Annotated in this window: 8 protein-coding genes; 2 read left to right on the forward strand and 6 right to left on the reverse strand. The window is 71.2% G+C overall.

The window, feature by feature from the left end:
• Positions 1-23 precede the first annotated feature (23 nt).
• Together VF697_RS23635 and VF697_RS23640 are read right to left on the reverse strand one after the other, a co-directional pair.
• Complete coding sequence (locus VF697_RS23635) at positions 24-1,274, reverse strand: hybrid sensor histidine kinase/response regulator (RefSeq protein WP_331098655.1); 1,251 nt, start codon at positions 1,272-1,274, stop codon at positions 24-26.
• Positions 1,275-1,409: 135 nt separating this feature from the next.
• On the reverse strand, positions 1,410-3,998 hold the full coding sequence (locus tag VF697_RS23640; RefSeq protein WP_331098657.1) for a U32 family peptidase: 2,589 nt from the start codon (positions 3,996-3,998) through the stop codon (positions 1,410-1,412).
• A gap of 260 nt (positions 3,999-4,258) precedes the next feature.
• Between VF697_RS23640 and VF697_RS23645 the strand changes: the two genes are divergently transcribed.
• A complete protein-coding gene (locus VF697_RS23645) occupies positions 4,259-6,025 on the forward strand; it encodes an Ig-like domain-containing protein (RefSeq protein ID WP_331098659.1) in 1,767 nt (588 codons plus the stop codon).
• Between the two features lie 207 nt (positions 6,026-6,232).
• Positions 6,233-7,852: an N-acetylmuramoyl-L-alanine amidase gene (locus tag VF697_RS23650; protein WP_331098661.1), complete on the forward strand. Its 1,620-nt coding sequence runs from the start codon at positions 6,233-6,235 to the stop codon at positions 7,850-7,852.
• A 393-nt stretch (positions 7,853-8,245) separates the two neighbouring features.
• Here VF697_RS23650 and VF697_RS23655 read toward each other — a convergent pair whose 3' ends face one another.
• From VF697_RS23655 to VF697_RS23670, 4 genes are all read right to left on the reverse strand, one after another.
• A complete protein-coding gene (locus VF697_RS23655; RefSeq protein ID WP_331098662.1) occupies positions 8,246-11,410 on the reverse strand; it encodes a multidrug efflux RND transporter permease subunit in 3,165 nt (1,054 codons plus the stop codon).
• A 6-nt stretch (positions 11,411-11,416) separates the two neighbouring features.
• On the reverse strand, positions 11,417-12,628 hold the full coding sequence (locus VF697_RS23660; RefSeq protein WP_331098664.1) for an efflux RND transporter periplasmic adaptor subunit: 1,212 nt from the start codon (positions 12,626-12,628) through the stop codon (positions 11,417-11,419).
• Complete coding sequence (locus VF697_RS23665; protein ID WP_331098666.1) at positions 12,616-14,058, reverse strand: TolC family protein; 1,443 nt, start codon at positions 14,056-14,058, stop codon at positions 12,616-12,618. Before VF697_RS23665 ends, VF697_RS23660 begins: the two co-directional genes overlap by 13 nt.
• Positions 14,059-14,175: 117 nt before the next feature.
• Positions 14,176-14,721, reverse strand: coding sequence for a M15 family metallopeptidase (locus tag VF697_RS23670; protein WP_331098668.1), 546 nt, complete (start codon positions 14,719-14,721; stop codon positions 14,176-14,178).
• Positions 14,722-14,800: the final 79 nt, after the last annotated feature.

Below are 14,800 nucleotides of genomic sequence, written 5' to 3' on the forward strand. Positions count from 1 at the left end.
CGGATGCGTTCCGGGAGGCGTGCTCACGCCAGGTAGGCCTCCTGGGCCTTGTCGCCCGGAGTGGAGCGTTCCATTCGCCGGGAGGGCCGCGAGAGGCAGACGCGGAACGTCGTTCCCTCCTCGGCGGTGGAGTGCACGGTGAGGGAGCCCCCGTGCGCCCGGACGATGTCGTGGGCGATGTAGAGCCCAAGCCCCAGGCTCGTGCGGGCCGTCTGTTCCGTCGACTCGCCCCGGCGGAACGGCTCGAAGAGCAGGGGCAGCAGGTGCTCGGGGATGGGCGCTCCCTGGTTGTGGACCTCGATGAGGACCGCTTCCGCGCCCTGCTCCTGGGTGGAGAGCCGCACCGGGGTGTCCTGGGGGCTGTACTTGAGCGCGTTGTCCAACAGGTTGGCGAGCACCTGCGCCAGCCGCTCCTGGTCCCACTCGCCCAGGAGCGCCTCGGGCGAGAAGTCACACAGGAGCGTCCGCTCCGGGCGCGCCGCCTGGAGCTCGTCGGCGACCCTGCGGCACATCTCGTTGAGGTCCCCCGGGCGGCGGGACACCGGGATGCCGCCACCGATGCGCGCGCGGGTGAAGTCCAGGAGCAGGTCGACGATTTGATGGATGCGCTCGCCTCCACGCATCACGCGCTCGAAGGCCGTGCGCTGGGTGGGCGCGAGCTGGTTTGTCGCCAGCTGCCCCCGCGCCGTGGTGAGGATGGCGGACAGGGGCGTTCGGATGTCGTGGCCCACGATGCCCACGAGCTGCTGCTCCAGCTCGGCGGCGCGCAGGAACTCCTCCTGGGCGCGGCGGTGCGCGGCGAGTTCCAGCGCCTGACGCTTGAGCTGCTCACCCCGCAGGTAGAGGTCCACGAAGACCTGCACCTTCGAGCGCAGGATGTCCGGGTCCACCGGCTTGAGCAGGTAGTCCACGGCCCCTTGCGCGTAGCCGCGGGTGATGTAGGCCGCCTCGCGGCTGAGGGCGGTGATGAAGATGAGGGGGATGTGGCGGGTGCGCTCGCACGAGCGGATGAGCGCGGCAGTCTCCAGGCCCGTGAGCCCCGGCATCTGCACGTCCATGAGGATGCAGGCGAAGTCCCCTTTCAGGAGGGCCAGCAGGGCCTCATCCCCCGAGTGCGCGAGCACCAGCTCCTGCTCCAGCGGCTCGAGGATGGCCTGCAGGGCGACCAGGTTGGCGGGGATGTCGTCCACCAGCAGGAGGCGGGCGCGTACCGGCTTGTCGCTGGGCGCCTCCACGGACGGAGACGACCCCAATCGTGAAATCTTGTTGGACACCGAGAACCCCTGGCCCAGGTGAAGAAGAGGCACAGCAGGCAGGCATGAGCACGAGCCCTCCAGGGCTCGCTACTCGTCCACCGTGCGTCCTGTAACACCTCCGATGGGGGCATTTCATCCAAACGCCCCTCCAGGTCAGCTCAGCACCTTCATCGTGCCGCGCGTGACGCCGAACTGCTCGTGCACGGCCGTGCGTCGCACCGCCTCGGCCGGAGAAATCCTGCCGGCCAGCAGCTCCTGGTAGGCGGCCAGCACCCGGGCGGCCTCCTCCCGCGACTCGCGGACGAACTCCACCCGGTAGCGGCGCACGCCGCGCTCCAGCAGCTTGGGCACCAGCGAGGCCGCGCTCTGCGCCTGCGCGTTGAACACCGTGTTGCGGCACCCGACGTCCACGATGACCGGGTGCTCCAGCCCGATGCGATCCCTCAGCGAGACCTGATGCTTCTCGCACGGGCGGCCGCAGCTCTTGAAGTCGCGCCCGTTGGAGAGCGTGTGCGAGTACACGCAGTGCTCCGTGTGGAACGTGGCGATGTGGTGGTGCAGGGCCACCGCGAAGCGCCGCGCCGGCGCGTGGTCGAGCAGCGAGAAGAGCTGCGTCTCGTCCAGGTCGTGCGAGAAGGTGAGGGTGTCCAGCCCCAGGCTCAGCAGGTGCGCCGCCGTCAGCGAGTTGGTGACGTTGAGCGAGAAGTCCCCGTGCAGCACCGGGCGCGGCTGGCCCTCGGGCCGCTCCAGGAAGTGCACCATCGCGCCCCAGTGCCGCACCAGCACCGCGTCCGGCCGCAGCTTGTCGAGGCGCGCGTCGTAGCCCTCCTCGCCCGGCTTCTGCACGCGCACGGTGGCGATCGTCACGCGCAGCCCCGCCGCCCGCGCCCGCTCCACCGCGCGCTGCAGGCCCACCATCTCCATCCAGTCCAGCTCCACCTCGCGCAGGCCGGCGGCGATGACGGCCTCCAGCTGCGCGTCGTCGCGGCACAAGGGCAGCAGGCGCGGTCCGTCCTCGGTCGGTGCCTCGGGCACGCGCGCGAGGAGCGAGGCCCGCACCTGCTCCTTCACCGACGTCTGCGCCACCGTGCGCTGGGGGCCTCGCTCCACCGCGGTGGTGAGCTCGGCCACGAGGTCGCGGCGCAGGGCCTTGAGCTCGGAGACGGGCAGGTGCTGGCCCGGCGCCAGCTCCGCGCAGTCCAGGTGCGCCAGCGTGAAGGGCGTGCCGCCAAAGGCGCCCAGCTTGTCCCGCAGCAGAGCCTCGTCCAGGCCACCGCCCCGGGCCGGAGCCAGGAGCGTCTGACTCGTCGCGGAGCGCTCATGTCCCCAGGCACTGGCGTGCAGGCGCAGGGGTCCACCCGACGCGCCGGAGACCTTCAGGGTGAGCGGGATGCGGCCCTCGGGCTCGCCCTGGGAGATGAGGCTCTCGGTGCGGCGGGCCAGGAAGGGGTCGCTGTTGAGCCACACGTGCTGGCCGGGCGCCACCCGCCCCAGGTCCGGGCCCGGGTGGCCGAAGCCCAGCACCCAGCCGTTGCCCCGGCGGTCCACGCGGAAGATGGGGCCTCCGGGCTCGTGCTTGTCCTCGGGCGTGCCCGCGTCGAAGACGACGCCCATGCCCGGGCGCGGGTCCACGGCGGCCGGCTCCATCTCGCCCGAGAGGGGAGAGGCCACCTGCCCGTGGGGGGACTCGGGGCGCTCCTCGCCCAGGCCGAGCCCACCCGTCCACGGACGCTCATCGGGCGTGACGAACACCTCCTTGCCGGACACGGAGCGGACGCGGCCGAGGTACAGGCCCCGGTGCTTGGGGAAGCGGCCCTCGACGAGCGTCTGGTGGTCCGAGCCCGCGAGGAAGCCATTGGAGAAGCCGCGGCTGTAGGTGAGGGCCATTTCGGCCAGGTCGCTCGCCAGCCGCTGCTCATCCGGCTTGCCGGCCATGACGCCATCCACCCAGCGCCGGTACCCCTGCACCGTCGTGGTCACGTACTGCGGGCCTTTCAGGCGGCCTTCGATCTTCAGGCTGTGGACACCGATGTCCACGAGCTCGGGAATGGCGCGCACGCCCGCGAGATCCTTGGGGCTGAGCAGGTAGCGCACCTCGCCCAGGTCGCGCGTCTGGCCATCCACCACCAGGTCATACGGCAGGCGGCAGGATTGGGCGCACTGGCCCCGGTTGGCCGAGCGACCACCCCAGGCCTCGCTCGTAAGGCACTGGCCACTCCACGACATGCAGAGGGCGCCATGGATGAAGACCTCCAGCTCCATGTCCGTCTGTGCGGCCAGCCGGCGGATTTCGGTGGTGGAGAGCTCGCGGGGCACGACGACGCGGGTGACGCCCAGGCCCCGGGCGAAGCGGATGCCCTCGGCGCTGGAGACGGTCATCTGCGTGGAGGCGTGCAGCTCCAGCTGGGGGCAGATGGCGCGGGCCAGCAGGGCGATGGCCGGGTCCTGGATGATGAGGGCGTCCACGCCCGACTCGGCCACCCGGCGCAGGATGCGCTCCACCACGGGCAGCTCGGGCTCGAAGACGAGCGTGTTGAGCGTCACGTAGGCGCGGGCCCCGGCCCGGTGGACGAGCGCCATCGTCTCGGGGAGGCGCTCCAGGGAGAAGTTGTCCGCGCGGGCCCGGGCGTTGAAGCCCTCGTCGAGCCCGAAATACACGGCGTCCGCTCCGCTGGCGAGCGCGGCCTGGAGGGATTCGAGGTCTCCCGCGGGAGCGAGGATTTCAGGACGTCGGGAAGGCATGCCGTCTCACATAACACGCCCCCGCTGCCTCGGCGTTCCCGCGCTCTGGCGGATGCTCCCTCGCAACGGGAGTCCTGCTCGCCTTCCTCGTCTGCTCCCTGAGCCGTCCGTCCCTCGCGCGCATGAAGGAGCGCTCGCGCCGAGCCTCCGGCGTCACCTCCCGCCGCATACCCACCGCGAGTGGGTTTCGCACCCGGAGCGGGTCTGGTAGGTACCCGCGCGCACGCCTCCGCCGGGGGGTGACTCAAGTGGAGGGGGACATGTTCGTGTCGAGGCAACTCGGGCTCCTGGGACTCATCCTGGGCGCCGCACTCGCGGTGAGCTGTGGGGGCGGCGACGAGCCGGAGATCGGATTCATCCTGCCCAGTGCGGGGACGGTCACCCGAGGCGAGCTGGGCATTGCCCTGAGCGTGCGGGGCATCGCGCCCGAGCGGATGTCGCTTTTCGTGGATGAGGCATGGGTGGCGAACCTCACCGAGGCCAGCTACCGCTGGGACACACGCAACTGGCCCGAGGGCGAGCACACGCTGGTGGCCCGCGCCTTCGTCGGCGAGGAGGTGTTCTCGAGCAAGGGGCTCCAGGTGGTGTTGGACCGGACCCCGCCCCAGCTCGTCTCGGTGACGCCCGCGCGCGAGGCGAAGGATGTCGCGGTGGATGCGCCTGTCTCGCTCGTCTTCTCGGAGCCCCTCGCGGCCTCCGCGCTCGCCACCGCCTCGCTCCTGTTGAGCGTGGACGGGCGGGAGGTGGAGCGCCTCGCGCCCTCCAGCCTGTCACCGGATGGCAAGACGCTCTTCTTCCCGAGCCCCTTCCGCCGCTACCCGCCACCCGTCACCCTCACCGCCCTGCTCGTGGGAGGCGTGGAGGACGCGGCGGGCAATGTCCTGGTCCCCGCACGTGACTCGGGCTGGTCCTGGCAGGTGCCGGTCGTGCTGTCGCTGGGGGATGCCATGGCGGATCTGGCGGCCTCGTCTCGTGGGTTCATCGAGCACGGGGTCGCCCTGCGGCTCGACGGTGAGGGCCGACCGATGGTCGCCTGGAGCCGGGTCCCCGGCAGCGTCGTGTTGCGCCGATGGAACGGCACGAAGTGGGACTCGCTCCCCTCGGGCTCCGGGTCGTTGAACTTCGCGGAGGGCGCTGTCCTCGCCGCCAATAGCCTCGCGCTGGATGTCCAGGGCCGTGCCACGACCGCCTGGAACGTGCTGCCGAACCAGAGTCGCTCGTTCACGACCTACCTGCACCGCCTGGAAGCAGGGCAGTGGAAATCCCTGGGGAGTGTCGGTACCGGTTCCGCGGAAGACTTCCCGAGCATCCATCAGGCGGTGATGGGCCTCTCCCCTTCGGGACTCCCCCGGGTCGCCCGGATGGCGGGGGAGGTCACCACGGGGCAAGGGCAGGTGACGGTGCTCCAGGCGCGGGGCGAGTCGGGAGACGGGGACTACAGCGTGCGCTCGAGCAATGCCCTGATGTGGGCGGGCGTGGCGTTGGAGGTGAGTGCCTCGGGAGACCCCGTGGTGGCGTGGATCGAGCTCACCGATTCCGGGAAGCGCATCGTGGTGGACCGGTGGGTGTCCACCGGGTGGGAGAGCCTGCCCATGACGCCGCCGAGCTCCGTCGCCTACCATCCCTCCCTGGCGCTGGAACCGGACGGGACGCCGCTGGTGGCCTGGAGTGGTAACGAAGCCATCGAGGTGCGTCGCTGGGCCAACGGCGCGTGGCAGGCCGTGGGTCAGCCCATTCCAGCCTCGACGGGTGGCCGGGCCTCCCGGGTCGTTTCGGCGCTGGCGTTGGGCGCCTCCGGGCAGCCCGTGCTCGCCTGGAGCGTTCCCGGCAGGCTGGAGGTATGGGGGCTACGGGAGGGCACCTGGGTGCGGTTGGAGCAGTTCCTCCACCCCATCTCGAATGAGACGACGCCCTGGCCGGTCTTCCTGCGGGACGAGGGCACGGGCTCGCCGGTGATGGCCTGGATCCGGCGCGATGCCTCCAACCCGGATGGCGGCTCCCTGGGCGTGTACCGCCTCAACCTCTGAGCCTCTCCGGCCCCCGTCCTGGCACACCCGGGGCGGAGGTTCTCCGCGCGTGCCAAGTGGGGACAGGGCGACATTTGGGACAAAGTCACCATTTCCTGGATTGCTGGGTCTTCCCTTGTTCTCCAAGAAAATGCATTGTCCCGCGCGCGGCTCACCCCGAGCAGGGGGAAGGGCCGTTGATTGACCCCTTACCCCCCAGGAGTGCTCATGCACCCGTTTCGTAAGCCGCTGGTGGCCGCTGCCGCCGCCGCGCTCTCCCTGGCCGCCTGCGGCCCGCAGGAGCCGACGTCCACCCCCGCTCCCGCCGTTATCGAGGATTCGCGCACCCCCGCGCAGCGCGAGGCCGAGCGCACCCCGTACGAGCTGGATGCCGCCTTCGCCCAGGCCGGTGCCCGGTTCAACGTCCCCGCTGACCTGCTCAAGGCCATCTCCTACACGGAGACGCGCTTCGAGATGGTGCGGGGTGGCGAGGAGTTCGAGGGAATGCCCGCGGCGTACGGCCTGATGGCCCTGCGCGGTGAGCGCCTCTCCGAGGGCGCGCGCCTGGCCGGCGTGTCCGAGGAGGCGGTGCGCACCCAGCCCGAGGCCAACATCCAGGCCGCCGCGGCGCTGCTGTCTGCGTATGCCACCGAGCTGAACGTGAACCGCTCGGAGCTGGGCGCCTGGGCGCCTGCCGCCGCGAAGTTCAGCGGCATCTCCGGCACCGAGGCGCAGGCCGAGTACGTCCACGGCGCGGTGTATGACGTGCTGCGCAAGGGCGTGGTGGCCCAGACGCCCGCGGGCGATGTGGCCGTCTCGCTCATGCCCTCGCAGGTGCAGGCGCAGTTCGCTGCCCCCTCGAAGTACGCGCTGGTCGCGGGCCCGGACTACGCGGCCTCCATCTGGCGCCCCTCGCCCAACTACAACTCGCGTCCCACGGGCACGGACGTCTCCATGGTGGTCATCCACACCTGTGAGGGCAGCTACTCGAGCTGCTGGAGCTGGCTGACCAACTCCGCCTCTGGCGTGAGCGCGCACTACGTCGTCAACGAGAGCGGCTCGGAGATTTCGCAGCTGGTGCGTGAGGCCAGCCGCGGCTGGCACGTGGGCGCCAGCTACGACTGCAACCTCAACGGTGGCGTGATGTGCGGCCTGCAGGGCTCGTCGGTCAACAACTTCTCGGTGGGCATCGAGCACGGTGGCTTCGCCAGCCAGTCGAGCTTCCCGGCCGGGCAGATCGACGCGTCGGCGAAGCTGACGTGCGACATCACCAAGGGCCAGACGATCGTTCGCGACAGCTACCACATCGTGGCGCACGGCCGGCTGCAGCCCTCGAGCCGCACGGACCCGGGTCCCAACTGGCCGTGGTCCACCTACATCAGCAAGGTGAAGAGCTACTGCGGTGACGGCGGCACCACGCCCACCACGGGCCTCATCATCGACAGCAACAACGCCAGCAACGACTCCTCCAAGGGCTACATCGAGCTGTCGACCAACTGGACGTCCTCGGCGGGCACGGCGGGCTACTACGGCTCGGGCTACTACCACTCGCCCACCGCCGCGGTGTCGGACGCGGCGACCTTCTGGTTCTACCTGCCGGCGGCGGCCACCAAGACCGTCGACGCCTGGTGGACCGCGGGCACCAACCGCTCCTCGGCCACGCCCTTCATCGTGTGGGACGCCGCGGGCACCAAGCTGGCCACGGTGAACGCCAACCAGCAGGTCAACGGCGGCCGGTGGAACACGCTGGGCACGTTCAACTTCTCCGCGGGCTGGAACAAGGTGCAGGTCAGCCGCTGGGCCCCCGAGGGCTTCGTGGTCATCGCGGACGCCATCCAGGTCCGCTGATTCCGCCGCGCTGACGTGAGAAGGACTTCGGGCCGTTGGCATGGGGGGACAGCCCCTCCGAGCCAGCGGCCCGTTGCTTTTCCGGGCAGGTTGTTCGAAACGAGGACAGGGCTGTCCGTTTTGGGGACAGTCCCCGTGGGATGCGGCAACCGCTTGGAATCCAAAGGAAATGCGGCAGGCGTGTCAGGACGCTTTACAGCCCTGGAAGGGGAGGTGGAGCGTTGACGCACCAGGTCGAACGTGGGGCTCCCAGGAGTTCAAGGGGTTGCCTTCTGGCACGGAGCCTGCTCTAGAAGGCAGCGGCCGTCTCCTCACGGCCACACGAGAGCGGCGGACGGCCCTTTGCCAGAGGGGTCGCCCGCCGCTGTTTTTTTGCCCTCGTCCACCAGGGCTTCAGGCCGGGTGCGGCGTCTGTCCTCCGCCCTGCGTCGGCGGCTTTCCCTGCTCGTGGCGCTTGAGGAGCTTCGTGCGCGCCAGCTCCACCAGCGTGTAGAGCACGGGGATGAAGATGAGGTTGACGAAGGTGGACAGCAGCATGCCGCCGAACACCGCCGTGCCCAGCGACTTGCGCGAGGCGGCCCCCGCTCCCGAGGCCAGCACCAGCGGCACCACGCCCAGGAGGAAGGCGAAGGACGTCATCAGGATGGGCCGCAGCCGCGTGTCCGCCGCCTGGATGGCCGCCTCCACCACGCTCCGGCCCTGCTGACGCAGCTGCTCGGCGAACTCGACGATGAGCACGGCGTTCTTGCTGGAGAGGCCCACCAGCATCACCAGGCCCACCTGGCAGAAGACGTCATTGGCCAGCCCGCGCAGGTTCTGCAGCGCCAGCGCCCCCATCATCGCCACCGGCACCGCGAGCATGATGACGAAGGGCAGGGCGAAGCTCTCGTACTGCGCCGACAGCACGAGGAAGACGAAGACGATGCCCAGGGCGAAGATGAGCAGCACCTTGCCCGAGGCCTGCTTCTGCTCGAGCGACAGGCCCGTCCACTCGAAGGTGTAGCCCGCCGGCAGGTGCTGCCGGGCGACGGCCTCCATGGCCTCCAGCGCCTGGCCCGTGCTGCTGCCGGGCGCGCCCTGGCCGTTGATGGTGGCCGAGCGGAACAGGTTGTAGTGCTGGATGTTCTGCGCGGTGGTGACGGGCTTCACCGTGACGAGGCTCTCCAGCGGCACCATGTCCCCCTGGGCCGAGCGCACGTAGAAGGCGGAGATGTCCCGGGGCTCATCTCGGAAGGGCATGGCCGCCTGCACGTAGACGCGGTAGACGCGGTTGGCGAAGGTGAAGTCATTGACGTACTGGCTGCCCATGTAGACCTGGAGCGTGGAGTAGAGCGCGTCCAGCGACACGCCCAGGGCCTTGGCCTTCTCCCGGTCCACCGACACGTTGAGCAGCGGGGTGCTCGCCGTATAGGAGGAGAAGACGCTGCGCAGCTCCGGTGACTGGTTGGCCCGCGCCGCGAGCTGCTGCGTGGCCGCCGCCAGCTCCTCCAGCGTGTGGGTGCCCTGCTGGTCCTCCAGGACGAACTCGAAGCCGCCCACGCTGCCCACGCCGCGGATGGTGGGGGGCTGGAAGGCCAGCACCCGCGCGCCGGGGATGGCGGCGAGCGGCCCGCGCAGCCGGTTGACCAGCCCCGCCACGCTCTGCTCCTTCTCCTCGCGCTCGTCCCACAGGGCGAGGTTGACGAAGAGGACGCCGTAGTTGGGGCCGGTGCCCAGCAGCGAGAAGCCGCCCACGGTGAAGATGTCCTTCACCTCCTTCTGCTCGCGCAGGACGTCCTCGGCCTGGAGGAGCACCTGCCGCGTGTAGTCCAGCGACGTGCCCTCCGGGCCCTGGATGGCGACGATGAGGTAGCCCTGGTCCTCCTCGGGGATGAAGCCCGTGGGCGTGAGGCGATAGAGCAGCGCGGTGATGCCGAGGAACACCACGAAGACCCCCAGCACCGCCCACCGGGCGCGCGGTGTCAGCAGCCGGCCCAGGAAGCGCGCGTAGCCGCGCCGGAAGGCGTCCATGCCCTGGTCCACCCAGCGGAAGACACGCCACTTCCGCCCCTCGTGCGGGCGCAGCAGCCGGGCGCACAGCGCCGGAGACAGCGTGAGGGCCACCAGCGCCGACAGGCCGATGGAGAAGGCGAGGGTGAGCGCGAACTGCTGGTAGATGGCGCCCGTGGTGCCCGGGAAGAAGGACACCGGGACGAACACCGCGGAGAGCACCAGCGCCGTGGCCACCACCGCGCCGCCCACCTGCCGCATGCTCCGGTGCGTGGCCTCACGCGCCGGCAGCTTCTCCTCCGCCATGAGGCGCTCGACGTTCTCGATGACCACGATGGCGTCGTCCACCACCAGGCCCGTGGCCAGCGTCAGGCCGAAGAGCGTCAGCGTGTTGAGCGAGAAGCCGAACGCGCTGACGAAGGCGAAGGTGCCCACCAGGGACACCGGCAGCGTCGTGGCCACCACGAGGATGCTGCGCCAGCCGTGCAGGAAGATGAAGACCACGAAGATGACCAGCACGATGGCTTCCAGCAGCGTGTGCAGCACCTCGTTGATGGATTCCTCCACCGCCGCCGTGGTGTCGAAGGCCTTCTCGTAGACGAGGCCCGGCGGGAAGTTGCCCTCGAGCCGCTCCAGCTCGGCCACCACGCCCTCGCGCACCTCCAGCGCGTTGGAGCCGGGGAGCTGGAAGATGCCCAGGCCCACCGCGTCGCGGCCGTTGAAGCGCAAGAGCTGGTTGTAGTTCTCCGCCCCCAGCTCCGCCCGGCCCACGTCCTTGACCTGCACCAGCGTGCCGTCCTCGCCGCGCCGCACCACGATGTCGCCGAACTGCTCCGGCGTGGAGAGCTGGCCGAGCACCTGCACGTTGATTTGATACGTCTGCCCCTGGGGCGAGGGCGGCTGCCCCACCTGTCCCGCGGCTACCTGCACGTTCTGCTCACGCAGCGCGCCCACCACGTCCTGCGCCGTGAGCCCCCGGCTCGCCAGCTTCGTGGGGTCCAACCACAGCCGCATGGCGAAGCGGCGCTCGCCGAAGATGCGCACGTCGCCCACGCCCTCGACTCGCAGCAGCGCGTCGCGGATGTAGACGTCCGCGTAGTTGCTGATGAAGCCCGTGTCGTAGCGCCCCTCCTGGTCATACAGGCCGAAGGACATGAGGAGCTGCGACTGCGTCTTGTTGATGGTGATGCCCAGCGCGTTCACCTCGGCGGGCAGTCGCCCCGAGGCGGTGGCCACCCGGTTCTGCACGTCCACCGCGGCGACGTCCAGGTCCCGCTCCGGGTCGAACGTGACGGTGACGGTGCTGGTGCCGTTGTTGCTGCTGGTGGAGGAGATGTAGCGCATGCCCTCCAGGCCGTTGAGCTGACGCTCCAGCACCGTCGTCACCGCGCTCTCCACCACCTCGGCGGAGGCGCCGATGTACGTGGACTGCACCGTCACCTGGGGCGCGGCGAGGTTGGGGTACTGCTCGACGGGCAGGGTGGGGATGGAGATGGCTCCCACCAGGGTGATGAGGATGGAGATGACGCTGGCGAGGATGGGCCGGCGGATGAAGAGGTCGGAGAACATGGGGGCTCACTTCCCCCCGTCCGGGCTCGAGCCCATGCCCGCGTCCCCAGCGCCGCCCGTGCCCGCGTCCGCGGCACCGCCCACGCCGGGCCCCTCGCCCTCACCCGGGAGCCGCTGCACGGGCTTGGGCTGGATGGGCTGGCCATCTCGAAGCTGCTGGAGCGAGCCGACGATGACGGGCGTTCCCGCCTCCAGGCCGTCCAGCAGCTCGTAGTGGTTGTCCTCGAGCCCTCCCAGCTTCACCGGCCGGCGCTGCGCCACGGTGGTGCCACCGTCCGCCTGCGCCGCCACCATGGCGAAGAACTGGCTGCTCTGCTGCGTCACCGCGAAGGTGGGCAGCCGCAGCGACTCGCGCGTCTCGTACACCACCTGGGTGTGCACCACCTGGCCGGCGCGCAGCCCCACCGTGTTGTCGAAGGCGGCCTTCAGCTCCACCAGCTGCGTGCTCGGGTCGGACGTGGGGGCCACGAAGAAGACGGGGGCGCTCACCACCGGCTTGCCCTCGTCGTCCAGCACCTCCACCAAGGTGCTCCCCACCTTCACCTGCGAGGCGCGCTCCGGCGGCACCGCCACGGACACCTCGAGCGCGCGGCTCTGGTCCACGCTCGTCAGCACCGTCTGCGGGGTGACGTAGTCGCCCGGCTTCACGGGGATGTCCCCCACCACGCCGGCGAAGGGGGCCGTCAACCGGTAGAAGCCGAGCTCCACCTGCTGCGCCTGCAACTGCGCCTCCGCCGAGCGCGCGCTCGCCTCGGCCGCCGCGGACTGCGCCACCGCCTGTTCGTAGTCCTGACGGCTCATGAGGCCTTCCTTCAGGAGCTGCTCGGCGCGCTGGCGGGTGCTGCGTGCGTACCGCCGCTGGGCCAGGGCCGAGTTGCGCTGCGCCTGCGCGCTCTGGACGCCCGCGCGCTCGCGGCTCGGGTCCACCTCCAGCAGCAGCTGCCCCGCCTTCACCTGCTCGCCGGGCTTCACGCCGATGCGCCGCACGTAGCCGGCCACCTGCGGGTAGAGGGTGACGCTGCGCCGGGAGATGAGCGTCCCCAGGTACTCGCCCACGTCGCGCACCGGGCCCGGCCTCAGCTCCAGCACCTCCACCGGCATCGGCTGCCCGGCGCCGGGGCCTGCCTGCTGCGGGCCCTTCCCCTCCGAGCCGCGACACCCCGCCAGGGCCAGGGCCGCCAGCCACACCCCCCACACCCGCTGTCTCACCAGTCGCATGCCGCCTCCGCGAGGAATGCCTCGATCCGCGCCTGGAGCAGTTCGAAGTCCCGCAACACCAGCTCCAGCTCCGCCTGCCGCAGCGCCGCCGCAGACACCACCAGCTCCTGGCTCGTCCCCGTGCCCACCTCGAAGGCCCGGCGGGTGAGCCGGTCGTTCTCCTCGGCCAGCGCGCGCGCCCGGGCGGCGATCTCCTGCGCCACCCGCGCCACCTCCACCTCGCGCGCCGCCTGCGTCAGCTCCACCGTGGCCGCGCGCTGGCTGGACACCACCTGCTCGCGTGCCACCTCCTCCTCGGCCCGGGCCTGTTGCACGCGGCCCTCGCGCGCGCCTCCCTCCCAGAAGGGCAGGGTGAGTACCGCGCCCACGTTCCACACCGGCACCCGCGCGAAGCCCGGATCCACCGTGAGGCCCACCGCGGTGCTCTGCGCCGCCAGCGTGGGGGCGTACTGCGCCTGGGCCGCCGCCACGGTGAGCTCGGCCGACTCGAGCCGCGCGCGCGCCGCCGCGAGGTCCGGCCGTGTCTCCATGCCCTCCAGCTTCCGGCAGGCCCGCTGCGCCTGGTCCAGCAGTTCCTGCAACTCTACGCCGCGCGCCACGCCCACGGGCCGCTCCACCCCCAGCACCAGTCCCAGCGTGTCCCGCGCCTGCCGCAGCGACTCGTCGCCGGACACCACCGCCGTGCGCGCCGACTCCGCGTCCTGCTGCAGCCGCACCACGTCCAGCCGGGTGCCCGCTCCCAACTCCAGCCGCCGCTGGGCGAGCGCCAGCCGCTCCAGGGCCGAGCGCAGGTTGACGCGGTTCACCTCGGCGAGCCGCTCGGAGGACACCACCCGTGCCAGTGCCCGGGCGAGCGCGCCGGTGAGCTGGCGCCGCGTCTCCTCCAGGGTGAGGTGGGCGGCACGGCGCGACGCATTCGCCGAGCGCAGCGACTGGATGGCGCTCAGGTTGAACAAGGGCACGGTGGCCGTCAGCACGCCCGTCCCCAGCGGCGAGGTGGGCGTGGGCGCTCCCTCCGCTCCGCCCGTGCTCCCTCCGACGCCTCCGCCCACACCGCCGCCGATGCCTCCGCCGAGAAGGGGCGTCGAGCTGGGGTCGAGCACGTTGTACTGGACGGACACCGAGCCACTCAGGGAGGGCAACAGTCCGGCGAGCGCCGCACGCCGCAGCCCCGCGGCGGACTCCACCCGGGCCAGCGCGGTGCGCAGGTCCGTGGAGCGCTGGCGCAGCTGGTCGAGTGCCTCCTGCCAGGAGGCCACCTGGACTGGCGCCGGAGGGACGGGAGCCAGCATCGGGTCGGAGACCTCGGGCTGGAAGGGCGGAGTCACCGCGGGAGGCTGCGCGCTACCCGGGGGCCCCGCCTGGGCGAGCGTCGCTCTGGCGGGAAGCGCCGCGTGACAGAGCAGGGTGGCGATCAGAAGGGCGGTCATGGAGAGGCCGCCCACATTGGCGCTCACCCCCTCCCCACGCATCCGTCCCCAGGGTGAGAGGGACACTGCGGGACATTGTGGGTGCTCGAAAGCGGGCAGTCCTGGCCTGGCGCCCCGTCAGCTCAGGTCCGGGGAGGCCTTGCGCGACAGTGCCGCGGGCGGCAGGGGCTGGCCAGCGCAGTCTCGGCCCGAGGCAGGGGCTCGGGTGATGCGAGGCCGGTACTCCCAGTGCCACGGCTCGGAGGGCACCGTGCGCCGGAAGCCATGGCGGCACGCATGGCTCGCGAGCCAGCGGTAGATGGGAGACTCCTCGTCCCCCACGGCCAGGTCCACCGCGATGCCACGCTGGTGGTTGGAGCGCCCGGGGCGAGCCGCCCGAGGGCCCAGCCCCTTGCGGTAGCGCTCGTACAGCAGGCGCTGCTCGCGAACGGTGCGGTAGCCGCTGCTCGCCCAGAGCCGGAAGCCCTCGGCCCGGGCCGCGGCGTGCATGCGGTGGAAGGCCGCCGCGGCATCGCGGCGCAGCGCCTCGCCGCCGGGGATGGCGACGAGGTGCCGGGAGGCCTTTACACGTGGCTTCTTCTTCCCGGCACCCTGGGAGGGTCCAGGGGCGAGCAGGCAGACGAGGGCAAGCAGGAGGCTCCAGCGGAGCGGCGGGAACGGCATGGGGCGGTTCCTGTCCAGAGGGGCAGGAGAGGGTGCTCGCACATCTCTTCCTGGAACGCGAGCAGGCGGCCAGACAGGC

The sequence above is a fragment of the Archangium sp. genome, from assembly GCF_036388035.1.
Taxonomy (GTDB): Bacteria; Myxococcota; Myxococcia; order Myxococcales; family Myxococcaceae; genus Archangium.

Coding starts and splice junctions, on each gene's coding strand:
- VF697_RS23640 (WP_331098657.1), bottom strand. CDS start 3,998: ATGCCTTCCCGACGTCCTGAAATCCTCGCTCCCGCGGGAGACCTCGAA.
- VF697_RS23645 (WP_331098659.1), top strand. CDS start 4,259: ATGTTCGTGTCGAGGCAACTCGGGCTCCTGGGACTCATCCTGGGCGCC.
- VF697_RS23650 (WP_331098661.1), top strand. CDS start 6,233: ATGCACCCGTTTCGTAAGCCGCTGGTGGCCGCTGCCGCCGCCGCGCTC.
- VF697_RS23655 (WP_331098662.1), bottom strand. CDS start 11,410: ATGTTCTCCGACCTCTTCATCCGCCGGCCCATCCTCGCCAGCGTCATC.
- VF697_RS23660 (WP_331098664.1), bottom strand. CDS start 12,628: ATGCGACTGGTGAGACAGCGGGTGTGGGGGGTGTGGCTGGCGGCCCTG.
- VF697_RS23665 (WP_331098666.1), bottom strand. CDS start 14,058: ATGACCGCCCTTCTGATCGCCACCCTGCTCTGTCACGCGGCGCTTCCC.
- VF697_RS23670 (WP_331098668.1), bottom strand. CDS start 14,721: ATGCCGTTCCCGCCGCTCCGCTGGAGCCTCCTGCTTGCCCTCGTCTGC.